At 70.5% G+C, this 22760-nt stretch carries 16 protein-coding genes; 8 read left to right on the top strand and 8 right to left on the bottom strand.

Annotated features, from left to right (window positions below):
- Positions 1-24 precede the first annotated feature (24 nt).
- The 4 genes from OG254_RS03380 to OG254_RS03365 form a co-directional block, all read right to left on the bottom strand.
- The gene (locus OG254_RS03380) at positions 25-2934 is read right to left on the bottom strand and encodes an ATP-binding protein (RefSeq protein ID WP_405577076.1); all 2910 of its coding nucleotides are present in this window, start codon (positions 2932-2934) and stop codon (positions 25-27) included.
- A 205-nt stretch (positions 2935-3139) separates the two neighbouring features.
- Positions 3140-4057: a (-)-alpha-amorphene synthase gene (locus OG254_RS03375; protein ID WP_405594826.1), complete on the bottom strand. Its 918-nt coding sequence runs from the start codon at positions 4055-4057 to the stop codon at positions 3140-3142.
- Positions 4058-4130: 73 nt separating this feature from the next.
- The gene (locus tag OG254_RS03370; protein WP_405577075.1) at positions 4131-5615 is read right to left on the bottom strand and encodes a cytochrome P450; all 1485 of its coding nucleotides are present in this window, start codon (positions 5613-5615) and stop codon (positions 4131-4133) included.
- A 221-nt stretch (positions 5616-5836) separates the two neighbouring features.
- Entirely contained in the window at positions 5837-8254 is a 2418-nt protein-coding gene (locus tag OG254_RS03365; RefSeq protein ID WP_405577074.1) for a penicillin acylase family protein, read from the bottom strand.
- Positions 8255-8363: 109 nt separating this feature from the next.
- On the opposite strand from OG254_RS03365, the gene OG254_RS03360 reads away from it, so the two are divergent.
- Positions 8364-9872, top strand: coding sequence for an acyl-CoA synthetase (locus OG254_RS03360; RefSeq protein WP_405577073.1), 1509 nt, complete (start codon positions 8364-8366; stop codon positions 9870-9872).
- 10 nt (positions 9873-9882) lie between these two features.
- Here OG254_RS03360 and paaK read toward each other — a convergent pair whose 3' ends face one another.
- Positions 9883-11175, bottom strand: coding sequence for a phenylacetate--CoA ligase PaaK (paaK, locus tag OG254_RS03355; RefSeq protein ID WP_405577072.1), 1293 nt, complete (start codon positions 11173-11175; stop codon positions 9883-9885).
- A gap of 208 nt (positions 11176-11383) precedes the next feature.
- Between paaK and OG254_RS03350 the strand changes: the two genes are divergently transcribed.
- The 3 genes from OG254_RS03350 (at position 11384) to OG254_RS03340 (ending at position 14123) form a co-directional block, all read left to right on the top strand.
- Entirely contained in the window at positions 11384-12226 is an 843-nt protein-coding gene (locus OG254_RS03350) for an alpha/beta fold hydrolase (protein WP_405577071.1), read from the top strand.
- Positions 12227-12317: 91 nt separating this feature from the next.
- On the top strand, positions 12318-12803 hold the full coding sequence (locus OG254_RS03345; RefSeq protein ID WP_147994375.1) for a cation:proton antiporter regulatory subunit: 486 nt from the start codon (positions 12318-12320) through the stop codon (positions 12801-12803).
- A 6-nt stretch (positions 12804-12809) separates the two neighbouring features.
- Positions 12810-14123 (top strand): cation:proton antiporter, encoded by a 1314-nt coding sequence (locus tag OG254_RS03340; RefSeq protein WP_405577070.1) that lies wholly within the window; start codon positions 12810-12812, stop codon positions 14121-14123.
- Between the two features lie 144 nt (positions 14124-14267).
- Here OG254_RS03340 and OG254_RS03335 read toward each other — a convergent pair whose 3' ends face one another.
- From OG254_RS03335 to OG254_RS03325, 3 genes are all read right to left on the bottom strand, one after another.
- Positions 14268-14702: a hypothetical protein gene (locus OG254_RS03335; RefSeq protein WP_405577069.1), complete on the bottom strand. Its 435-nt coding sequence runs from the start codon at positions 14700-14702 to the stop codon at positions 14268-14270.
- 136 nt (positions 14703-14838) lie between these two features.
- Positions 14839-16644 carry a sulfatase gene (locus tag OG254_RS03330; RefSeq protein ID WP_405577068.1) on the bottom strand — a complete coding sequence of 602 codons (1806 nt, stop codon included), beginning with the start codon at positions 16642-16644 and terminating at the stop codon, positions 14839-14841.
- Positions 16645-16760: 116 nt separating this feature from the next.
- Positions 16761-18389 (bottom strand): acyl-CoA synthetase, encoded by a 1629-nt coding sequence (locus OG254_RS03325; protein WP_405577067.1) that lies wholly within the window; start codon positions 18387-18389, stop codon positions 16761-16763.
- 166 nt (positions 18390-18555) lie between these two features.
- Here OG254_RS03325 and OG254_RS03320 point away from each other — a divergent pair, with 166 nt between their 5' ends.
- The 4 genes from OG254_RS03320 to OG254_RS03305 all read left to right on the top strand — a co-directional run bounded on the left by OG254_RS03320 (position 18556) and on the right by OG254_RS03305 (position 22650).
- Positions 18556-19356: a crotonase/enoyl-CoA hydratase family protein gene (locus OG254_RS03320; protein WP_405577066.1), complete on the top strand. Its 801-nt coding sequence runs from the start codon at positions 18556-18558 to the stop codon at positions 19354-19356.
- A gap of 143 nt (positions 19357-19499) precedes the next feature.
- Complete coding sequence (locus tag OG254_RS03315) at positions 19500-20441, top strand: Zn-ribbon domain-containing OB-fold protein (protein ID WP_405577065.1); 942 nt, start codon at positions 19500-19502, stop codon at positions 20439-20441.
- Entirely contained in the window at positions 20438-21487 is a 1050-nt protein-coding gene (locus OG254_RS03310; protein ID WP_147994368.1) for a thiolase domain-containing protein, read from the top strand. Before OG254_RS03315 ends, OG254_RS03310 begins: the two co-directional genes overlap by 4 nt.
- Complete coding sequence (locus OG254_RS03305; protein ID WP_405577064.1) at positions 21484-22650, top strand: thiolase domain-containing protein; 1167 nt, start codon at positions 21484-21486, stop codon at positions 22648-22650. The genes OG254_RS03310 and OG254_RS03305 overlap by 4 nt, the downstream gene beginning before the upstream one ends.
- The last annotated feature ends 110 nt before the right edge of the window (positions 22651-22760 follow it).

Below are 22760 nucleotides of genomic sequence, written 5' to 3'. Positions count from 1 at the left end.
CCGGAACCGCAGGGCGTTCGTGGCTCATGTCCGAGGGCGCGGGAAGGTCTCCAAGGCCTGGGCGAGGCCCGTCGCGTCGGTGCCGATCTTGCGATAGACGCAGGACAGCAGTTGCCGTACGCCCTGCTCGGTGAGGCGCAGTTCCTTCGCGATCACCGCCTCCGGATGGCCCTGGACCGTCAGTTCGGCCGTTTGCCGTTCCTGGGCGGTGAGGGTGTCCGTCTGCGCGTAGCGCAGCGGCAGCGGTCGCAGCCCGGCCGCCGAGAGCTCTTGCCTGGCCCGGGCGGCGAGGGCCTCGGCACCACAGTGAACGGCGGCTTCCAGCCCCTGGTAGAGCCGATCGGCGGCCTCCTGCACCTGTCCGTTGCGGGACAGCGCGGCGCCGTGCCCTACGAGTGCACGCGCCAACTCGTACGACGCGGGTGAGCGCTCCAGGTGTTCGACGGCCTCGGCGTGCAGATCGAGCGCGGCCGGACGGCCGGTCACCTCTGCCTCGATGTGCAGCGCCTGGCCGATCGCGGAAGCCGCACCGAAGTCCCGCGCCCGCTTCACGGCGTCCTGGGCGTGGCGGACCGCCCGGTCGGGGGCGGTGCGGGCGAGAGCGGAGGCCAGGTCCAGCTGCCACGGGCACCAGGCCGGGTTGCGCCAGTTCCGTGCCTCCAGCCAGTCCCCTACGGCGGACAACAGCCGTGCCGCCTCGGGGTATCGCTCCTCGGCCAGGAGCAGCTCGGCGTACACCGTGCGGGGATCGGGGAAGATGACGGCGTTCGGGACCACATCGCCGTAGTGGTGGGCGTCGGCAAGCCGACGCGCGTCGACGGTCCGCCCGCGGGCCAGCAGGATCTGGATGAGGATGCCGATGGCGAACCACTGGGCGGGTACCGCGCCTTCGACGCGCTCGGCGGTGCGCAGCCCGGCCCGAACGAGCTCCTCCGCCTCGGAGAGGCAGCCGCGACGGTAGCGGATGTAGCCGGAGAGGGTCTGGCCCTGCGCCAGGTGGCCGCCGCTCCAGCCCTTGTGCTCGCATTCGGCCATACCCTTGCTGAACAGTTCTTCCGCCCGCCACGGCTGGTCGCAGTACATGAACAACAGGGCGACCGCGACGGGCACTTCGAAGCCGCGGTTCTCATCGGTCCAGCTCATCCCCCCGCGCAGCGCCTCCTCAGCATGCCCGAGGGCGGTTCGCCGGGGTTCGCCGCGTACCAGGGCGTCCCACGCCCGCAGGCCCAGGATGTAGCGCTCCTCCAGGCCGCGGCCGGTCAGCTTGCCGGCCAGCCGTGCCAGCCGGCGCGAGCGGGCGGACGAGTCGGGCTCGTCGGCGCGGAACGCGCTCCATACGAAGTGATCGGCCTGCATGCGCAGTTTGATGCGCGGATTGGGGGTCCGCCGTGCCTCGTCGGCGGCCACGGCCGCGGCCTCGGTCAGCCGATCGGTGTTGGCCAGCGCCTGGGCCAGCTTGTACACGATGGAGGCGCGGAGTTCGGGGTCCATCTCGGGCTCTGTCAGCGCCTCCTGGAGGTGGCTGACCGTGGCTGTGGGCTCGATCAGGAAGGTCGAGCAGGCGAGTTCGTGAAGGAGTGCCGCGCGGTCCTCCGCGGGAGGCGGTTCTCGCAGCGCTCGGGTCAACACGCGACGCGCGGCCTCCGGGGCCCCGGCGCGGAGATACTCACGCGCGGCGGCGCGCAGGACGGAGACCGCTTCGGGCCGACCGTCGCAGGGCACTTCCAGCAGGTGTCGGGCGGCGGCCGTGGGGCCGAACCCTGCCGCCTGTGCCGCTTCGGCGGCCGCGTTGTGCATGCCCACCCGCAGGCCCGAGGGGATGTCGTGGTAGATCGTCGTGGCGATCGACGGATGGATGAACTCCAGCCTGCGCCCGGGCCCGTCGCTGTCCGCGAGGATGCGGGAGGCGCGCAGCTTCCGGGCCGCCTCGGTGGCCTCCTCGCTGCCGACCACCGCGATGCCGGTGGCGAGCTCGGCGGAGAAGGACCCACCCAGTACGGCGGCGGCCCACGCGAAGCGGACGGTGCTCGGGCCGAGCCGGTGGAGGCGCTCGAGAAGGCCGGGGCCCTTGACCGCCGCGGCGAGGTCCCCGATCACGGGCAGTTCGTCCTGGGTGCCCTTCATCTGCCGTTCGCGGAGCCTGATGGCCAGTTCGACGGTCTCGAACGGGCTGCCGCCGGTGAGTGTCCAGCACTCGCCGCAGAACACGTCCTCGGCTTCCTCACCCACTTCGTTCCTGACGATGCGCGCCACACCGTCCTTGCCGAGCGGAGACAGCGCGTGAGGGCGCTCTTCGTGGCGCTCGACGAGCGTGCGGAAAGAGGTCGCGTCGGGCGGGAGTTCGGCGGGTCGATAGGCGACGACCATCAAGAGCGGGAGGTCCGCGACCCGGGGCGCGAAGGAGGCGAGCCAGTCGAGGGATTCGGCGTCGGCCCAGTGCAGGTCGTCGAGGAGCAGAACGACAGGCGCGTTCATCACCGTGAGGCGCGTCATGACCCAGTCGAGACCGTCGCGCACTCCGGTCGGGTCCGGCACCTGAGTGCCGGCCGTCGCCTCGAGGCCGAGCGCGGCGCCGACGATCCCGTACCAGCTGCCCAGGAAGGTCCGACGTTCTGTTTCGCTCATCGTGGCCAGGGTGGGCTGCATGGCCTGGCGGACGACGCGGAACGCCAGGCCCTGCTCCTTCTCGCCGCCCTTGCCCGAGATCACCGTGAGTCCGAGTGCGGCGGCGCGCGCCCGCGCCGCCGCGATGAGTGTGGTCTTGCCCAGCCCGGCCGCACCGGTGAAGGCGAGCAACCCGCCGCGCGGCGCCCGGGGCACGCCGTCGACGGCGTCACGGAGGTCCGACAACGCGGCGTCGATTGCCTGGAGTTCCCGGTCGCGTTCCAGCAGAGGCCGGTGTTCGGTGGTCGGTTGCCGCAGCCCATGGGCCATATGGTCCACCGCTTCCTGTCGTTGCTCCCGGCGGGACGGGGGCGAGCGTACGCCCTCATGGGCGCCCCTTGGACGGGTTGGAACAGGAGGTCGACAGGGAAGGGTGAACTTTCCCGCAGCAGGCGTTCAAGTCTCGGCCCGTTGGGTAAAATGTCCTGCTCCCCGCTTGGGCCCCTCTGCTGTGGGCGCGTGATCCGGCAGAGGCTCAGGGCACGGCGGATGCGGCCATCGTGTCCGCGTACCGCGGCACGGTACGCGACCAGAAGTAGCATCCGGGGATCCAGCCGCCCATGCCCTCCACATAGCCGACGCCGCTTGGGCTCAACTCCGGCCTGATCTCGGCGTAGAGCTCCTCGAACTCGCTGATCGTGCTGTTGATGCGTCGGATGGCCAGTATGACGGCCTCCGGCAGGGAGCACTGGTGTGTGCGCTGGTAGTCAAGGGCCAGATTGATCATGCCGCCTGCCCGCTGCTCCTTCACGGCGGAGAACAGGTCGGCTGTCCACACCGCCGCGTCCACCGACAGCCGCCCCAGACGCCGGACGGCAGGATGCCGGAGCTCCTCCGGGGCCAGCTCGTACGGCTGCGCGGCCTCGCACAGCGGGTGGAACGGCTCGATTCCCGCGATGAGGGAACGTATGGACCGGCACAGCCCGCTCCCCAGAGGGGCGGAGTGGGTCTGGGCCACCGCTTCGTACAGCAGACCGTGCACGTACTCACGGCTGTTCCAGGCCCATCGTGCGGCCTGAGCGGGTGTGCACCGCTCCTGGACCTGCCGGTGGAGATCGGCCAGGGCGGCCCCGAGCGGGGTGTCGGGCGGTTGGCCGTCCCGCAGGATCCTGACGCTCTCGGACAGCATGGGCAGCAGCCGGCCGGGCCGTTGCAGGCCGACGCCTTCCGCCTGGTCGTCGAAGATGAACTGGTAGGCAATTTGATTGGCCATGATCTGGAGGAGGCCGCAGTCCACGGTCGGGCTGTTGTGGGCCGCGAGTTCGGCGGGGCGGGTATAGGAGATCATGGCCGCTACTGTCGGCTCATCGGTAAGACCCCATGTACTCAGCCAATTCTCGACGCCGGCTGCGGCTTCAGAAGCGTGGGGATTGCTCCGGAACGGGAAGGGCATGTAGAGGTTCGCGTCGATCAGCTGCCGCAGATTGGGGGCGGGAATTCCGCGCGGTGCGGCGACCGCGATTTCCTCATGCGTCGTGGACACCGTTGCCACCTGCCGTTCGGGAGTCGTGGACGACGGGGATCACCCTTGCCCGGGGTGCGGAAGAGGGCGCCCGAGGCGGTGTACCCATTGGCCGTGGTGTTCGCGGTTCGCAGACCATCACCAGATCCCTCGGCCCCAAGGACGCCGCGGGGCTCAGCCGCTCGACGTGTCCGGGCAGATGCCGCAGCCGCCAGTGGCGGGCGATGAACGCCACGGCCACCGTGGCTTCGGCCATGGCGAACGTCTCGCCGATGCAATTCCGGGTGCCCGCGGCGAACGGGATCATCGCTCCGGGCGGGACGGTGACGGCTTGCTCCGGCCGCCAGCGGTCGGGGAGGAAGCGGTCGGGGTCGGGGAACGAGGCGGGGTCGTGGTGCAGGAGATATGGGCTGTACAGGACGGTTGCGCCCCGCGGGAGGCGGTGCCCGGCGAGATCCGTCTCCTTCGTGGTGACCCGGGTGAAGAGCCAGCCCGGCGGGCGGTGACGAAGGGTCTCGGTGATGACGCGCTGCGTGTGGACGAGCCGCGGCAACTCGTCGCGGCCGGGCGGCCGCCCTTCGGCGAGCACGGTGTCGACCTCGCCGTGCAGGCGGCGTTCGTCCTCTGGATGCCGGGCCAGGAGATCGAAGGCGGACGCGAGGCACAGGGAGGTGGTCTCGGCTCCGGCGAATATCAGCGTGAGCACCTGGCTGCGCACTTCCTGTTCGGTGATCGCCGCCCCTTCGCCGTCGCTCCGCGCGGCCGACAGCAGGACCTCCAGCAGGTCGTCCCGGTCACTCGAGGCAGTGCCTCGTCGGCGCTCGGCTATGGCCGCGTCGACGATCTCGCGCAGGCGGGCGGAAGCGTGCCGGAAACGCCGGTTCGCGGGCGTGGGAACCCGGAACAGGGCCTCGACCGGCACCACCGTCCGCAGGAACAGGCCGCGGACGATGGTGACGAGGCAACTGTGCACCTCGGCGGCCGTCGCGGCGTCCAGCGAGTCGGAGAACAGGACGCGGCCGATCACCCGCGCCGACAGCGTCAGCATGGCCGCGCTGACGTCGACCTCCTGCCCCGCCCGCCACTCGCGGCACACCGACTCCACTTCCTCGCCCATCAGTTCCGTCTGGTCGGCTACGCGAGCCTTGCGGAAGCCGGGTTGGAGAAGCCTGCGTTGCCGCCGGTGGGCCTGATGACCGCAGGTGCCGATGCCGTCACCCAAGAGCGTCCGCAACCTGTCGTAGAGCGGGCCCCCTTTGTCGAAGGTGCGCGCGTCCATGAGTACTTGATGGACCAGCTCCGGGTGGCACACCACCCAGGCGCGCAGGGGGCCCAGGCGCACTTCGACCAGATCCCCGTGAGCGGGTAAGGATTTCAGAAAATCCAGCGGTCGCCGAAACAAAGCGATACCGTGGGCTACGGTGGGGAATATGCCTGGCGCAACCCCCACCCTCCAGGTGTGTCCTGATTCAGGCACGACATGACTCATGGGAAACCCCTGTCTCAATCACCACGTGGAACTCGGTAAATGCTCCACCGAGTTGGCGCTCGAGTCATGTCCTGCCCAGTTCAACCAGCTGTCGCTTTCGCGAATCCTTTCTGCACGGGGGCGCACAGGAGCACAGAGAAGCAAAGAGCAATTCGCCCGGGTGGTTCTTGTGGGGACGAAAAGTGGTCCCGCCCGTGGGAAGGGGCGGGACCACATCTCTGTTACCTGTGTTCGCTCACCGACACCACACTCAACACGGGTGACGCCAGGACGTCCTTCTCGCAGAACCGCGCGGTCACCCACTTCTCACCGGAGAACAACCGGGTCTGGTCGCTGAAGTGGGGCGAGTTCGGGTTCGACGACTGCGAGTACGTCAGCAGCGTGCGGGCCACCGGGCAGCGGCTGCCGTCCCAGCCCACCGCCTGGATGTGACTGGAGCCGGTCGTCACCTCCGTGTAGCCGCCCCGCGCCTGATCCCACACCGGCTCGATCTTGTTCCACACACCCATGCTCTCCGTGCCGCCGTGCACGGGGATGCGCTGACCGTTCCGTACGACGACCTGGTGCTCCCCGAGGCGGGAGTCGAGCGCGATGCCCGCCGCCCGCAGCTCGGCGACGGCGTCCGCGAGGGCCGTGGCGAAGCCGGGAGCACCGGTGTTGAGCGTGTTCGGGGTGCGCACCGGGTCCGCCGCCGAGAACGGCACCTTCCACCGCTGGGCCGCCGGCACCTTCGCGGACAGCTTCCGCCAGAACCGGTCGAAGAGCAGGGCGCCCCGACTGGAGGTGTCCATCGTCCGGTCCCATGCCGCGAGCACCGAACAGGCCTGCGTGACGTCAACGGCCTTGCCGTCACTGCCCGTTGCCGTACCGCCCGGCAGCGCGGCACACGCCTTCGCCGTGTCGGCCACGGCCAGGTCGGCCGCGGGCACCCGGTTCCCGAACTGCTGACGCTCCAGGTCCCGGACCGTCAGACCGCCCCGCTGCGCCATCGCCGCCACGTCCTCGATCGCACCGCGGGTGCGCAGGGAGCGCTGCGTGCCGATGTTGCCGAAGACCCGCTCGTACCCGGTCAACGGACGGTCGGCGTTGGCGAGCCACGCGCTGTCGTTGGAGTTCTCCACGTACGGCGCGTCCTTCAGCGTCGGCATCCGCGCGGGCCCGAACGTCCCACGCTGGACGGCGTCCGGGTCGCTGCCGAGCGCGCAGTCACCGCGGGAGCCGTCGAGGACCGCGAGACCCCCCGCCGGGTAGGTGGCCCTGCCCAGGTCCGTGGAACACCGCGCCGCGAGGTCGTCGGTGATCCGCGGCAGTACCTGCGACTGGGAGTACAGGGAGTGCCCCGAGGAGTCCGCGGCGATCGTGTTCACCCACGGCAGGCCCTGATGCCGGGCGAGCGACGCGAGGACGTCGGCCGTGCCGCGCGCCTTGCCGAAGCCCAGCGAGGTGTCGGCGAACCGCATGTTGGCCGCGTTGGGGTCGTTGAACGCGAACGCCGTCGTAGCCGTCCAGGGCAACGGGAGCTCGCCCCCGGCGTCGGCCGCGACAGGGCCGTACCGGGTCCACCACTGGGTGCGGGTCACCGGTGCGCCGCCCTTGACCGCGACGGTGACCGTCCGCTTCTTCATCCGCTCCGGCTTGCCGTCCACCAGGTACACGGTCGGATCGGCAGGGTCCAGTTTCAGCTGGTGCAGATTGAACGGAACCCCGGTCGACACGGTGTGGCTCCACGCCACATGGGAGTTGTATCCGATGGCGAGCGTCGGCGACCCGAGCAGCGCCGCGCCGGCGACGTTCAGCTCGCCGGGAATCGTCTGCTGCGCCTGCCAGAAGCGGCGTCCGCCGTGCCACGGATAGTGCGGGTTGCCCAGCAGCAGCCCGCGCCCGTTCGCCGTGGTGTCGCCCCGGAAGGCGACCGCGTTGGACCCCATGGCCGTATCCGCGGTCCGCTCGCGCACGGCCCGGACCAGGGCCTCGGCGTCCGGGGCCGCACCGCCGCCGCGGGCGCCGGATCCGGTGGGCGGCCGGGCCGAGGTGATCTCGTCCACGGCGCCGCCCTGCCCGCCGAGCACGGCGATGGCGTAGAAGCGGGCGGCCACGTCCAGGGTGCTGACCGGCCGCACCCAGGTGGCTCCCCGGCATGCCGGGTCGTTGATCCGGTTCTGCTTCAGCCAGGCGTTGTACCCGGCCGCGAAGCCCCGCATCAGGTCCTTGACCTGACGGCTGGGCCCGCGCGGTGCCGGTTCGGCGAGCAGCTTCTCCACGGTGCCGGTCTGGCGTACGCCGCGGAAGTACAGGTCGCCGGCGAGGTTGCCGGTCGCCGAGGACAGCGCGGAGTCGGTCGCCCCGTCCGTGCCGAAGAAGCGGGAACGCTCGCCGCGCACGGTCACGAACCCGTCCGCCAGCGTGCACACCTGGTCGGCGGCCTGCGCCCAACCGGTGCCGAAGCCGAGCGACTTGTAGTCCTTGCCGACGATGTGCGGGATGCCGTACTCGGTGTAGCGGATCACGGCGGACATGCCGCCGTGCGAGGGATGTTGCTGACGACTGTGCCCTTCGGCCGCGGCAGCCGGTAATGCTGCCGTGGCGGTGAGCAGGGCGGCCGCCGCGGCGGCCAGTCGTCTCGGGCGGGTGGTGCGCATCTGTGCCTCCCAACGTCGTTGAGGGAAGGAGCGGTTGAGCGTACCCACTGGTCTGTCCGTGCTCCCAGGTGCTTGACCTGCCCGGGTGTCGGACCCAGGATCATGAGTCATGACGCAGGGACAGGGCAGCACGGTTGACGGGGTGCTGCGGCGCAGTGCGCGGCGCACTCCGGCACGGACCGCGGTGGAGTACGGCGACCGCTCATGGACGTACGAGGAACTTGACGAGGCGGTCTCCCGCGCGGCGGGCGTCCTGCTCGACCAGGGCCTCACCCGAGGCGACCGGGTCGGCGCCTACGGCCACAACTCGGACGCCTATCTGATCGCCTTCCTGGCCTGCGCCCGCGCGGGCCTCGTCCATGTCCCGGTCAACCAGAACCTGACCGGCGACGACCTCGCCTACATCGTCGGCCAGTCCGGGAGCTCCCTGGTACTCGCCGACCCGGGCCTCGCCGGCCGACTGTCCGCGGACGTCCGTACGCTGCCCCTGCGCGACGCCGACGACTCGCTCCTGGCACGCCTCGCGACGGCGACCGCGTACGACGGCCCCGAGCCGCGCGCCGAGGACCTGGTCCAGCTGCTCTACACATCCGGTACGACGGCCCTCCCCAAGGGCGCGATGATGACGCACCGCGCCCTGGTCCACGAGTACCTCAGCGCCATCACCGCCCTCGACCTCAGCGCGGGCGACCGCCCCGCGCACTCCCTGCCGCTCTACCACTCGGCGCAGATGCACGTGTTCCTGCTGCCGTACCTCGCGGTCGGCGCCACGAACATCGTCCTCGACGCCCCCGACGGCGACCGGCTCTTCGACCTGATCGAAGCGGGCCGCGTGGACAGCCTGTTCGCCCCGCCGACCGTGTGGATCGGCCTGGCCAACCGCCCCGACTTCGCCGAGCGCGACCTCAGCGGGCTGCGCAAGGCGTACTACGGCGCGTCGATCATGCCCGTGCCCGTCCTGGAGCGACTGCGCGAACGGCTCCCGGAGCTCGGCTTCTACAACTGCTTCGGGCAGAGCGAGATCGGCCCCCTCGCCACTGTCCTCGCGCCGGACGAGCACAAGGGACGCATGGACTCCTGCGGACGGCCCGTCCTGTTCGTCGACGCGCGCGTGGTCGACGAGGACGGCGAGGGCGTCCCCGACGGCACCCCCGGCGAGATCGTCTATCGCTCCCCGCAGCTGTGCGAGGGCTACTGGGACAAGCCCGAAGAGACCGCCGAGGCCTTCCGCGACGGCTGGTTCCGCTCCGGCGACCTCGCCGTGCGGGACGCGCACGGCTACTTCACCATCGTCGACCGGGTGAAGGACGTCATCAACTCCGGTGGCGTACTGGTCGCCTCACGGCAGGTCGAGGACGCGCTGTACACCCACGAGGGCGTCGCCGAGGTCGCCGTGATCGGCCTGCCCGACGACCGGTGGATCGAGGCCGTCACGGCGGTCGTCGTGTCACGCGGCGAGGTGAGCGAGGCGGAGCTCATCGACCACGCGCGCGACAGGCTCGCCCACTTCAAGGCGCCGAAGCGGGTGGTGTTCGTGGACGAGCTTCCGCGCAACGCGAGCGGGAAGATCCTCAAACGGGAGCTGCGCGACCGGTTCGCCGGTGACGCCACCCGCTGAGCGCCGGCGGCTAACGCGGACGCAGATCCTCGATCCGGCGGATCTTGCCCACGGAGCGTGCCAGGGACTCCGGTTCGACGATCTCCACGGCCACCGACACCCCGATGCCGTCCTTCACGGCCGCCGCGATGGCCTGCGCGGCGGCGTCCCGGGTCTCGGGGGACGCGTCGGGGCGGGCCTCCGCCCGCACGGTGAGCGCGTCGAGACGGCCCTCCCGGGTGAGCCGCAGCTGGAAGTGGGGCGCCACGCCCGGTGTGCGGAGCACGATCTCCTCGACCTGTGTGGGGAAGAGATTGACTCCGCGCAGGATGACCATGTCGTCACTGCGCCCGGTGACCTTCTCCATCCGCCGGAACACCCGGGCGCTCCCCGGAAGCAGCCGCGTCAGGTCCCGCGTGCGGTACCGGATGACGGGCATGGCCTCCTTGGTGAGCGAGGTGAAGACCAGCTCGCCCTCCTCGCCGTCGGGCAGCAGCTCGCCGGTGATCGGGTCGACGATCTCGGGGTAGAAGTGGTCCTCCCACACATGGAGCCCGTCCTTGGTCTCCACACACTCCTGCGCGACCCCAGGCCCGATCACCTCGGAGAGCCCGTATATGTCGACGGCGTCGATCGCGAACCGCTCCTCGATCTCGCGACGCATCTCCTCGGTCCAGGGCTCGGCGCCGAAGATCCCCACGCGCAGGGACGTGCCGCGCGGATCGACACCCTGCCGCTCGAACTCGTCGAGCAGGGTGAGCATGTACGACGGCGTCACCATGATGATGTCGGGCCGCAGATCCTGGATCAGCTGGACCTGACGGGCGGTCATCCCGCCGGACGCGGGGATGACCGTACAGCCCAGCCGTTCGGCCCCGTAGTGCGCGCCGAGACCACCGGTGAACAACCCATAGCCGTACGCCACATGCACCTTGTCCCCGGGGCGTCCGCCCGCCGCCCGGATGGAGCGGGCCACCATGTCGGCCCACAGGGAAAGGTCGGCTTCGGTGTAGCCGACGACCGTGGGGCGTCCGGTGGTGCCGCTGGAGGCATGGATGCGGCGGATACGGTCCTGGGGCACGGCGAACATCCCGTACGGGTAGTTCTCGCGCAGGTCGGCCTTGGTCGTGAACGGGAAGCGGGCCAGGTCGGCGAGCGAGCGGCAGTCCTCGGGCCGTACGCCGGCCTTGTCGAAGGACTCCCGGTAGAAGGGCACGTTGTCGTACGCGTGCCGCAGCGATCTCTGCAACCGCTCCAGCTGCAACGCCCGCAGCGCGGCCGGGGCGAGTCGTTCCCCGGAGTCCAGTTCCGTCGCGTCCGCCATGAGGTGCTCTCCCTCGCCAACCGCATCAATCCGGACGACCGATCATTCGGTCTGCGTGCTCGGGATCAGTAATTCAGGCCACGAATGATCAGGCAAGAGGGTGGGGCGCACTTTCTCCGCGTGTGGCCGTCCAGGCCGTGCCCGCGACGCCCGTCGGGCTGGGGCAGGCCCGTTGCACCGCGAGCCGCCGGCGACCAAGATCGACGGCATGCCGACCTTCAGCGCCTCCGACGGGACCCTGATCGCCTACCACCTGCGAGGCGAGGGCGAACCGCTGCTCGTCGTACCCGGCGGGCCGATGCGTGCCTCCGCCTACCTGGGTGACCTGGGCGGACTGGCCGCGCACCGGCAGCTGGTGCTGCTCGACCTGCGCGGCACCGGGGATTCCGCGGCGCCGGAGGACCCGGCCACCTATCGCTGCGACCACATGGTCGATGACGTGGAGGTATTGCGCGACCACATAGGGCTGGCGCATATGGATGTGCTCGGGCACTCGGCGGGTGGAAGCCTGGCCATGCTGTACGCCGCCCGGTATCCGGAGCGGGTGGCGAGGCTCGCACTGGTCACCGCGACGCCCTGGGCGCTGGGCATGCCCGCCACCGCCGAGGACCGGCTGGCCGCTGCCGGATCGCGTGAGGACGAGGCGTGGTTCGCGCAGGCGTACCCGGCATTCGAGGCATGGCTGGCCGGGGAGGGTGACTTCGACCCTGTGTTCGCGCCCTTCTTCTACGGGCGTTGGGACGACGCGGCCAAGGCACACGACGCGCGCGCCGACGATGAGACCAACGACGAAGCCGCCGGCATCTACGGCTCCGACGGCGCCTACGACCCGCCCAGGACCCGATCCGAACTGGCCCGTTTCACCGCCCCGGTTCTCGTCCTCGCCGGTGAACTCGACGGTGGCCCCCGCCCCGAACTCGCCCGCCGCACCGCCGAGATATTCCCCAACGCCGAGTACGCCGTGCAGCCCGGCGCCGGGCACTACCCGTGGCTCGACGACGCGGATTGGTTCGTACGGCGGGTCGTCGCGTTCCTGGACGGGAGTGGCTGAAGGGCGGGCCGAGTTCGGCCCGCACGCACCCCGGTAGGTAAAGTTTCGTCAAAGAGTGCTGGAAGAGGCACGTGAATGAGGGGGGACAGCTATGGGCGCTCCTCGCCTGAGCAGTACGCCACTGCCCGGCATCGGAGTCCGCTACGACCTCACGACACGCGAACAACGCCGTCTGTCCGTGGTCGCCCACCGGGACGGATCACGCACGTTGAGCGCGTACCGCAAGGACGATCCGGACGCGTGCGCGCTGTCGGCGCGGCTCAGTTCCGCCGAAGCGGCCACGCTGATCGACGCGTTGATGCCCGCGCACCACAGTCCGAGCCTGCTGTCCACCACGGAGCTGGGTCTCGTCGCCGAGCGCGTCGAGTTGTCCGCCACGTCGCACTGGAACGGACGGCTGCTGGGCGAGACCCGGATGCGGACCGAGACGGGCGTATCCATCGTGGCCGTACTGCGCCGCGCCGAGGCGATCCCCTCGCCGGCGCCGGACTTCCGCCTGGCGGGCGGCGACATCCTGATCGTGATCGGCACCCGCGAGGGTGTGGACGCGGCCGCCGAGATACTCGGGCGGGAGTGAGCCGCGATGCATTCCTCCGCGGTTTTCCTCATCGAGTTCGGCGCGATCATCCTCGGCCTGGGCCTGCTGGGCAGGTTCGCCGGGCGATTCCAGTTCTCGCCCATACCTCTCTACCTGCTGGCCGGGCTCGCCTTCGGCGAGGGCGGGCTGCTTCCGCTGGGCACCAGCGAGGAGTTCGTCGCGATCGGCGCAGAGATCGGTGTGATCCTGCTGCTGCTCATGCTCGGCCTGGAGTACACGGCCAGCGACCTGGTCTCCAACCTCAAGACGCAGTATCCGGCGGGTCTTGTCGACGCCGCGCTGAACGCCCTGCCCGGTGCCGTCATGGCGCTGCTGCTGGGCTGGGGCCCGGTCGCCGCGGTCGTCCTGGCCGGCGTCACCTGGATCTCGTCGTCCGGCGTCATCGCGAAGGTCCTGGGCGACCTCGGCAGGCTCGGCAATCGCGAGACCCCGGTCGTCCTGAGCATCCTGGTCCTGGAAGACCTCTCCATGGCGGTCTACCTGCCGATCGTCACCGCCCTGCTGGCCGGGGCCGGTCTGGCGGCGGGGAGTGTCACCCTGGCCATCGCGCTCGGCGTCGCCGGACTCGTCCTGCTGCTCGCGGTGCGCTACGGCCGGCACATCTCCCGCTTCGTCTCCAGCGACGATCCCGAGAAGCTGTTGCTCGTCGTGCTCGGTCTCACCCTGGTCGTGGCCGGACTCGCCCAGCAGCTCCAGGTGTCGGCAGCCGTCGGCGCGTTCCTGGTCGGCATAGCGCTGTCCGGGGAAGTGGCGGAGGGCGCGCACAACCTGCTCGCCCCGCTGCGGGATCTGTTCGCCGCCGTGTTCTTCGTCTTCTTCGGCCTGCACACGGACCCCGCGAGCATCGCGCCGGTGCTGCTGCCCGCGCTCGCGCTGGCCCTCGTCACCGCGCTCACGAAGATCGCCACCGGGTACTGGGCGGCCAAGCGCGCCGGAGTCTCGGTCAAGGGCCGCTGGCGCGCGGGCGGAACCCTCGTGGCACGCGGCGAGTTCTCCATCGTCATCGCCGGCCTCGCCGTCACCTCCGGCATCGAGCCCTCGCTGGGCCCGCTGGCCACGGCCTACGTGCTGATCCTGGTGATCGTCGGGCCGCTCACCGCGCGCTACACCGAGCCGGTGGCCATGCGGCTGACGCGGTGGCGCGCGGGTCGGGGTGCGTCGACGGGGCCGGCTGTCGCCGAGGGCGGCGCGGGGGCCGAGGGCGAGACGCGGGGCGTGGAGGGCGAGGCTTCGGCCGAGTCGGCGGCGGACGCGCCGTACGAGTCGGTGGACGGCCGGGACGTGCTCGGCCGGTCCTGAGAGAGGCTGACCAGGTCCCCTGTTATTGGCGGGAGTTGCTACGGCCGGGAGTTGTCGTTCTCCCGGCCGTACGTCCGTCTCCCGGTCGTGCGCCTGTCTCCTGGCCCGTACGCCCGAAGCGACCCTAAGAACAGCGGGCGCTCGTCAGCGGTTGAGCCGACGCCGGTACACGACGAAACCGGCGGTCAGCGCGAGTGCGCCGACTGCCAGGCCGGCGCCCAGAGCCACCTCGAAGTCCGCCGGACCCGTGCCACCGCCCATGCCGCCTCTGACCCCCTGTGTGGGGAGCACCGTGCTTGTCACCGTGCTCGTGGGGAACACCGTACGTACGGGGAGCGGTGCGACGGTCGCCTCGCGGTGGGGCAGGACCTCGCAGGCGATGCTGTCGTCCGCACCTTGGTCCTCGTCCAGGCGATTGGGGTCGCTCAGGTCCCGGTTGAACTCCGCCTGCGCGTCCTCCTGAAAGGCGAAGTCGCGGCAGTCCAGGTCGCCACGGGCGTGCGCCACCTGGGCCACCGGGCCGGCGGTCACGAGAACGGTGATCGCGGTCGTGCATATCGCGCGGGTACGTCTCTTCACGGGCGCTCCCTCTTGGTCCAGCGGTCTCGACGACCGTCATTGCGACCGTAGGTACGCCGCCCGCGCACCGGCGCGTGATGCTAGGCCGTTCGAGCGTCCGTTTCGGGATCCTCGAACGGCCCGGCCGCCCCTCCGCTCACTCCCCGCGCGGCCCGTACGCCGTCATGAAACGGTCCCGGAAGCGGTCCATGCCCCAGGTGGGGGCGTTCTCGGCGGGCTTGAGGCCGTCCGTCCAGTGCCAGTCGGCGATCCTGTCGAGGACCTTCGGGTCGCGGGCGACGATCGTGACGGGGACGTCCTTGCTGGCGCTGCCGGCGGTGACGGTGGGGACGGGCTGATGATCGCCGAGGAAGACCAGGACCGTGTCGTCGGTGCCGTAGCGCTCGACCCATTCGGTGAGGCTGCGGAGCGAGTACTCGATGGCACGGCGGTACTCGGTGCGGACGCGCTCCGGGTCCTTCCAGACCTCCTTGGGGTCGGTGCCCTCCTTCTTGATCTGATGGAAGACCGAGCCGTCACCGAGGTCGTCCCAGTCGGTCATGCGGGCGATGGGGGACCAGGGGTTGTGGCTGGAGGCCAGGATGATCTCCGCCATGATCGGGTCGCGGCCCTTCTTGCCGTGCTCCAGACGCTGGAACGCCTCCAGGCTGAACTGGTCGGGCACGGGCGTCCAGCTGAAGTACGGGCCGTGGTAGCCGAGGTGCTCGGAGTCGTAGATGTGGTCGAGCGCGAAGAACTTGCCCTCCGGCCAGGCCCGCCGCACCCCCGGCACGACACCGACCGTCCGCCACGCGCCGGTCTTCCTGAAGTAGCTGCCGAGCGTCGCCCGGTCGCTGGTGGTCAGACTCCGGTACCGCTGCTGGTTCTTGATCCAGAGGCCGGAGAGGAAAGTGGAGTGGGCCAGCCAACTGCCCGCCCCTGTCACCGGCGACTTCAGCCACGCGCTGCGCGACTGGAATCCGGCCGCCTTGAGGTTGCTCGTCCCTTCCTTGAGCGCCGCGTCGATCTGCGGCGCCATCGCCGGGTCGTCGATCGCGACGCGGCCGTAGCTCTCGATGAACGTGAACAGCACGTCCTTGCCGCGCAGCCCCGTCAGCAACTGGTCGGGCGGCGTCTTCGCGAACGCGTCCACGGCCGCCTGCTTCTCGAAGACCCGCCCGTCCTTGAGGCCGGCCTGCACCTGCTCGATACGGTTGTTGAGCAGGTCGGCGTTGCCCTTGGTGGCCAGCGGGACCCCGGCGACCTGGATGCCCAGGGTCATGCAGGTGATCCACGCGGTGCCGAGGATCAGTGTCGTGCGGGTGGCGACGGCACGATGGCCGACCATGAGGTTCGTCACCCGCACCATCGCGAGCGTCATCAGCACGAGCACCGCGATGACCAGGACGAACACCCCGACGACCGCCAGCACCTGTCCGCTACGGCCGAACGACTCCCGTACGAATTCCGCCGCGTCGTCCAGCAGGATCCAGTCCAGGACCAGGTCGAAGGGGCGCGCCAGTACCGAGTAGAAGCCCATGTCGACGAACTTCAGGACGGTGAGCACCCCGAGCAGCGCACCGGAGACCAGTGACATCAGCCGCCTGGAGCGCGGCGGCACCGCCAGCAGCAGCCCTGCCAGCAGGATCCCCTCGGCGGGGAGGCGGAAGAACGCCTCGGGGCCGAGCCGTTCGAGACGGTTGGGCACCAGGAGCGCGAAGAGCAGCAGCGCGCCGGCCAGGACGGTTGTCCCCACGGTCACACCGCGTGCCGTACGGGGGTAGCGGCGCCGCCAGCCGAACCAGCCGGGGGAGGAGGCCGCTCCGGCATCGTCTGCCGCCTCAGCCGCTCCCACTGATTCCGCTACCCGTTCCCTCTCCCCGGTCGCGGCGACATCGTCATCCGAATCCGACCCGCCCTCAGCGGTGTTCAGCGGCTGACGAGAGCGAGTGAAGAGCGACACCCGGCGGTCCTTCCGTGCGGTCTTGCGATGGCATGGCAAACAGCGGTCCATGACCGAGCCTGCCACCATCAGTACGTCCGCACGTCACCTGGGGTTCAACCAGAGCTGCCCGGGATTCACCCGTCCGCCGACACCGCCACCTCCCGGGCCCAGCGGTAGTCCGCCTTGCCGCTGGGCGAGCGCCGGATCGAGTCCGTGATCACCAACTGGCGGGGGATCTTGTAACCCGCGAGGTGGGAGCGGCAGTGCGTCTGGATGTCGGCCAAGGTCGGCTGCACCGTCCCCGTGCGCAACTGGACCACCGCCGCCACGTGATGTCCCCACTTCGCGTCCGGCACCCCGGCCACCAGTGCGTCGTACACGTCGGGGTGGGACTTGAGTGCCTGCTCGACCTCCTCGGGGTACACCTTCTCGCCCCCGGTATTGATGCACTGCGAGCCGCGTCCGAGCACGGTGACGACGCCGTCCTGGTCGACCGTGGCCATGTCGCCGAGCAGCACCCACCGGCGGCCGTCCTTCTCGAAGAAGGTCTCGGCGGTCTTGCGCGCGTCGTTGTAGTAGCCGAGCGGCACATGGCCGCATTGGGCGACCCGGCCCACCTCGCCCACGGCGACCGGCTCGTAGGTGGCCGGATCGACCACCTGCGTACGGGAGTTGACGCGGATGCGGAACCCGCGCTCGGGCCCGGAGTCCTCGGTCGCCGTACCGTTGAAGCCGGATTCCGAGGAGCCGAAGTTGTTCAGCAGCATCACGTTCGGGACCAGGTCCTGGAACTGCCGGCGCACCGTGTCCGACATGATCGCCCCGGAGGACGACACGCTGAACATCGACGAGCAGTCCGTGCCCTTCATGGGGCCGTTCAGCGCGTCGACCAGGGGCCGCAGCATCGCGTCGCCGACCAGGGACACGCTGGTGACCTTCTCCTTCTCGATCGTGCGCAGGACCTCCTCGGGCGCGAACTTGCGGTGGATCACGATGCGTTGGCCGAAGTTGAAGCCGATGAAGGCGGTCAGCGTGGACGTCCCGTGCATCAGCGGGGCTGTGGGGAAGAAGGTGATGCCGTCGCCGCCCGCCGCGACGCGTTCGGCGAGTTCCTCCGGCTTCTGTACCGGCTCACCGGTCGGCGCGCCGCCGCCGAGACCGGAGAAGAACAGGTCCTCCTGGCGCCACATCACGCCCTTGGGCATTCCGGTGGTGCCGCCGGTGTAGATGATGAACTGGTCATCACCCGACCGCGCCGGGAACCCCCGATCGGGCGATCCCGCGGCCTCGGCGTCCGCGAACGTCACGGCCGGCAAGGCCGGCGCGTCTGCCGCACCCGGCGCCACGCTGCCGACCCGCACCAGATGCCGCAGCCCGTCCACCCGTGGCAGCGCCGCCGCCACCCGCTCCGTGAACTCCGCCTCGAAGACCAGGGCCACCAGATCGGCGTCCCGGTACAGGTACACCAACTCCTCTTCCACGTACCGGTAGTTGACGTTGACCGGGACGATCCGAGCCTTCAGGCAGGCCAGCACCGTCTGGAGGTACTCGATGCCGTTGTAGAGGTGCAGCCCGAGATGCTCGCCGGGACGTATCCCGCTGTCGAGCAGATGGTGACCGATCCGGTTCGCCGCCGCGTCCAGCTCGGCGTACGTCAGGCGGCGCTCAGCACCCGTGCCCGGATGGTCGATGTACACCAGTGCCTCGCGGTCGGGGACCGCGTCGACGACCGACTCGAACAGGTCGGCAAGGTTGTACTCCACCGTTCCTCCCGCCCTCGCACTCCACCGGCTGCCGGTCATCAGAGCAAAGGGCGGCACAACTGTGAAGGGTTCGCGCACAAGAAATCTGACTACCTGTCAGAAAACCCTTGAAGTGCCCCGGCGCCTCCTGCAACCTGTTCTCGTTCTTTCAGAGGGGAGATGGGCGATGGGTGGGACGGAACACCTCACCGTGCGACGCGAAGGCGCCACACTGGTGCTCACGCTCAATCGGCCGGAGGCCAAGAACGCGCTCTCGTTGGCCATGCTCGTCGGCCTGTACGACGGCTGGCTCGAGGCCGACGCGGACGACACGATCCGCTCGGTCGTGTTCACGGGCGCGGGCGACTCGTTCTGCGCGGGCATGGACCTCAAGGCCCTGGCAGGCAACGGCATGGAGGGGGAGCGCCACCGCGACCGGCTCAAGGCCGACCCCGATCTGCACTGGAAGGCGATGCTGCGCCACCACCGCCCCCGCAAACCGGTGATCGCCGCCGTCGAGGGGTACTGCGTCGCCGGCGGCACCGAGATGCTCCAGGGCACCGACATCCGCGTCGCGGGCGAGTCGGCGACCTTCGGGCTCTTCGAAGTGAAGCGCGGCCTGTTCCCGATCGGTGGCTCCACGGTCCGTCTGCAACGGCAGATCCCGCGCACCCACGCCCTGGAGATGCTGCTCACCGGACGCCCGTACAGCGCCCGCGAGGCCGCCGACATCGGCCTGATCGGGCATGTCGTCCCGGACGGCACGGCCCTGGACAAGGCCCTGGAGATCGCCGAACAGGTCAATGCCTGCGGCCCGCTGGCCGTCGAGGCCGTCAAGGCGGCCGTCTACGACACCGCCGAGATGACCGAGACCGACGGCCTCGCCGCCGAACTCAAGCGAGGCTGGCCGATCTTCGACACCGCCGACGCCAAGGAAGGCGCCCGTGCCTTCGCGGAGAAGCGGTCACCCGTGTACAAGCGCGCGTAGCGCTGCGCCGGCCGAGGCCGGTTCAGCAGCTGCGGGCCGTTCGTGGCTGGTCGCGCCCACGCGGCGGAGCCGCAAATTGATACAGCCCCGCGCCCCCGTTTGGGGCACGCCTTCACCGCCGGCCTCCCAAGGAGGTAGTCCCGATGCCCGAAGTCCTCAAAGCCCCCCTCGTCGTCGAGTTCCCCTTCACCCGCTCCCTCGGCCCCGTCCAGAGCGCCTTCCTCACCGGGCTGCGCGAACGTGTCGTGCTCGGGGTACGCACCGGCGACGGCCGCACGCTCGTCCCACCCGTCGAGTACGACCCCGTCACCGCCGAGGAGCTTCGCGACCTGGTCGAGGTCGCCCCCTCGGGCACGGTCACCACCTGGGCCTGGAACCACGCCCCCCGCCGCGACCAGCCTCTCGACACGCCCTTCGCCTGGGTCCTGGTCCGCCTCGACGGCGCCGACACCGCCCTCCTGCACGCCCTCGACGCCCCCGGCCCCGACGCCGTGCACACCGGCATGCGGGTCCGCGTCCGCTGGGCCGAGGAACGCAGCGGCGCCATCACCGACATCGCCTGCTTCGAGCCGTACGACGGTGACCCGGCCGAACCGGAGGGCCACACCGGCGAGTTCGAGGACCCGGTCACCGGCATCGTCGCCCACGCCCGGCTCGACTACACCTACTCACCCGGCCGCGCCCAGTCCGCCTACATCAACGCCCTGGCCGAGAACCGCAACGTCGGCGAGCGCTGCCCGTCCTGCCACAAGGTGTACGTCCCGCCCAGGGGTGCGTGCCCCACATGTGGGCTCGCCACATCGGAACAGGTCGAGGTGGGGCCCCGCGGCACAGTCACCACGTTCTGCATCGTCAACATCAAGGCGAAGAACCTCGACATCGAAGTGCCGTACGTCTACGCCCACATAGCCCTCGACGGCGCCGGACTCGCCCTGCACGCCCGGATCGGCGGCATCCCCTACGACGAGGTGCGCATGGGCCTGCGGGTCGAACCCGTGTGGACCGAGGGCGCCCGCTTCCCCGACCACTACCGGCCCACGGGGGAGCCCGACGCGGACTACGACACCTACAGGGAGCTGCTGTGAACCGCGAGATCGCCGTCGTCGCCTTCGCGCAGACCGACCACCGGCGCACCAGCGAGGAGCTCTCCGAGGTGGAGATGCTCATGCCCGTCCTGCACGAGGTACTGGCGCGCACCGGCCTGAAGACCGCCGACATCGGCTTCACCTGCTCCGGCTCCAGCGACTACCTCGCCGGCCGCGCCTTCTCCTTCACCCTCGCCCTCGACGGCGTCGGCGCCTGGCCGCCGATCTCCGAGTCACACGTCGAGATGGATGGGGCCTGGGCGCTGTACGAGGCCTGGACCAAGCTGCTCACCGGCGACGCCGACACCGCGCTCGTCTACTCCTACGGCAAGTCCTCACCGGGCCCCCTGCGCGACGTCCTCACCCGCCAGCTCGACCCGTACTACGTCGCCCCCCTCTGGCCCGACTCCGTGGCCCTCGCCGCCCTCCAGGCCCAGGCCCTCATCGACGCCGGCGACACCGACGAACCCGCCCTCGCCGCCGTCGCAGCCCGCAGCCGAGCGGACGCCACCGCCAACTCCCATGCCCAGCTGAGGGGTTCGGTGCCCCAGGGCGACTACGTCGTACGACCGCTGCGTACCGGCGACTGCCCGCCCATCGGCGACGGAGCCGCCGCCGTGATCCTCGCGGCGGGGGAGCGGGCCCGTGAGCTGTGCGAACGGCCCGCCTGGATCCGCGGCCTCGACCACCGCATCGAGGCCCACGGCCTGGGCGTGCGCGACCTGACCGACTCGCCCTCGACCCGCCTCGCCGCGGAGAAGGCCGGCGCTTTCGAACGGCCCGTCGACACCGCCGAGTTGCACGCGCCCTTCACCGCGCAGGAGGTCGTCCTGCGCAAGGCGCTGGGGCTCGACGACGGTGTGCACGTCAACCCGTCCGGCGGGGCGCTCGCCGCCAACCCCGTCATGGCCGCCGGGCTCATCCGCATCGGCGAGGCCGCCGCCCGCATCCACCGGGGCGAGTCCGACCGGGCGCTCGCGCACGCCACGTCCGGCCCCTGTCTGCAACAGAACCTGGTCGCCGTACTCGAAGGGGATCCGCGATGAGCAAGGAGCCCGTGGCCGTCGTAGGCATCGGCCAGACCAAGCACGTCGCCGCGCGCCGGGACGTGTCGATCGCCGGGCTCGTCCGGGAGGCGGCGCACCGAGCCCTCCTGGACGCCGAGCTGACCTGGGCGGACATCGACGCCGTGGTCATCGGCAAGGCGCCCGACTTCTTCGAGGGCGTGATGATGCCGGAGCTGTATCTCGCCGACGCGCTCGGCGCGGTGGGCAAGCCCATGCTCCGGGTGCACACGGCCGGCTCGGTCGGCGGGTCCACGGCCCTCGTCGCCGCGGGCCTGGTCGCCGCTCGCGTCCACGGCACCGTGCTGACGCTCGCCTTCGAGAAGCAGTCCGAGTCCAACGCCATGTGGGGACTGTCCCTGCCGATCCCCTTCCAGCAGCCGCTGCTGGCCGGGGCGGGCGGGTTCTTCGCGCCGCACGTACGCGCCTACATGCGGCGCAGCGGAGCGCCCGACACGGTCGGCTCGCTGGTGGCGTACAAGGACCGGCGCAACGCGCTGAAGAACCCGTACGCGCATCTGCACGAGCGCGACATCACCCTGGAGAAGGTCCAGGCCTCGCCCATGCTGTGGGACCCGATCCGCTACTCGGAGACCTGCCCCTCCTCCGACGGCGCCTGCGCCATGATCCTCACCGACCGGGCAGGAGCCGCCCGGGCGCCCCGCCGACCAGCCTGGATGCTGGGCGGTGCCATGCGCAGCGAACCCACCCTCTTCGCCGGCAAGGACGCGGTGTCGCCGCAGGCCGGCAAGGACTGCGCCGCCGACGTGTACCGGCAGGCGGGGATTGCCGACCCGCGCCGGGACATCGACGCCGTGGAGATGTACGTGCCGTTCTCCTGGTACGAGCCCATGTGGCTGGAGAACCTCGGCTTCGCCGCCGAGGGCGAGGGCTGGAAGCTCACCGAGGCCGGGGTGACCGAGCTGGACGGCGATCTTCCCGTCAACATGTCGGGCGGCGTCCTGTCCACCAACCCGATCGGGGCCTCCGGCATGATCCGCTTCGCGGAGGCGGCTCTCCAGGTGCGCGGCCAGGCCGGGGAACACCAGGTGGAGGGGGCCCGCAGGGCGCTCGGGCACGCCTACGGTGGCGGCTCGCAGTTCTTCTCGATGTGGCTCGTGGGCTCCGAGTCTCCGGACGCCTGAGCGCACTCCCCGGACGGCGTGGGAGAGGACTGCGCAAAGGTCCCCCTCACGTGGCCTGTTGACACTCGGAACCGATCGCTAGGCTGGCCCGCGGACGACGCGAATCGGGA

It is taken from the genome of Streptomyces sp. NBC_01092, assembly GCF_045039535.1.
Taxonomy (GTDB): domain Bacteria; phylum Actinomycetota; class Actinomycetes; order Streptomycetales; family Streptomycetaceae; genus Streptomyces.
The sequence above is the reverse complement of the archived record's forward strand: the minus strand, read 5'-3'. Positions and strand labels throughout refer to the sequence as shown.

Excerpts from the sequence above, each read along its gene's own strand:
- OG254_RS03380 (WP_405577076.1), bottom strand. The coding sequence starts at position 2,934 with ATGGCCCATGGGCTGCGGCAACCGACCACCGAACACCGGCCTCTGCTG.
- OG254_RS03315 (WP_405577065.1), top strand. The coding sequence starts at position 19,500 with ATGCCCGAAGTCCTCAAAGCCCCCCTCGTCGTCGAGTTCCCCTTCACC.
- OG254_RS03350 (WP_405577071.1), top strand. The coding sequence starts at position 11,384 with ATGCCGACCTTCAGCGCCTCCGACGGGACCCTGATCGCCTACCACCTG.
- OG254_RS03370 (WP_405577075.1), bottom strand. The coding sequence starts at position 5,615 with ATGAGTCATGTCGTGCCTGAATCAGGACACACCTGGAGGGTGGGGGTT.
- paaK (WP_405577072.1), bottom strand. The coding sequence starts at position 11,175 with ATGGCGGACGCGACGGAACTGGACTCCGGGGAACGACTCGCCCCGGCC.
- OG254_RS03375 (WP_405594826.1), bottom strand. The coding sequence starts at position 4,057 with ATGCCCTTCCCGTTCCGGAGCAATCCCCACGCTTCTGAAGCCGCAGCC.
- OG254_RS03360 (WP_405577073.1), top strand. The coding sequence starts at position 8,364 with ATGACGCAGGGACAGGGCAGCACGGTTGACGGGGTGCTGCGGCGCAGT.
- OG254_RS03305 (WP_405577064.1), top strand. The coding sequence starts at position 21,484 with ATGAGCAAGGAGCCCGTGGCCGTCGTAGGCATCGGCCAGACCAAGCAC.
- OG254_RS03345 (WP_147994375.1), top strand. The coding sequence starts at position 12,318 with ATGGGCGCTCCTCGCCTGAGCAGTACGCCACTGCCCGGCATCGGAGTC.
- OG254_RS03320 (WP_405577066.1), top strand. The coding sequence starts at position 18,556 with ATGGGTGGGACGGAACACCTCACCGTGCGACGCGAAGGCGCCACACTG.
- OG254_RS03340 (WP_405577070.1), top strand. The coding sequence starts at position 12,810 with ATGCATTCCTCCGCGGTTTTCCTCATCGAGTTCGGCGCGATCATCCTC.
- OG254_RS03365 (WP_405577074.1), bottom strand. The coding sequence starts at position 8,254 with ATGCGCACCACCCGCCCGAGACGACTGGCCGCCGCGGCGGCCGCCCTG.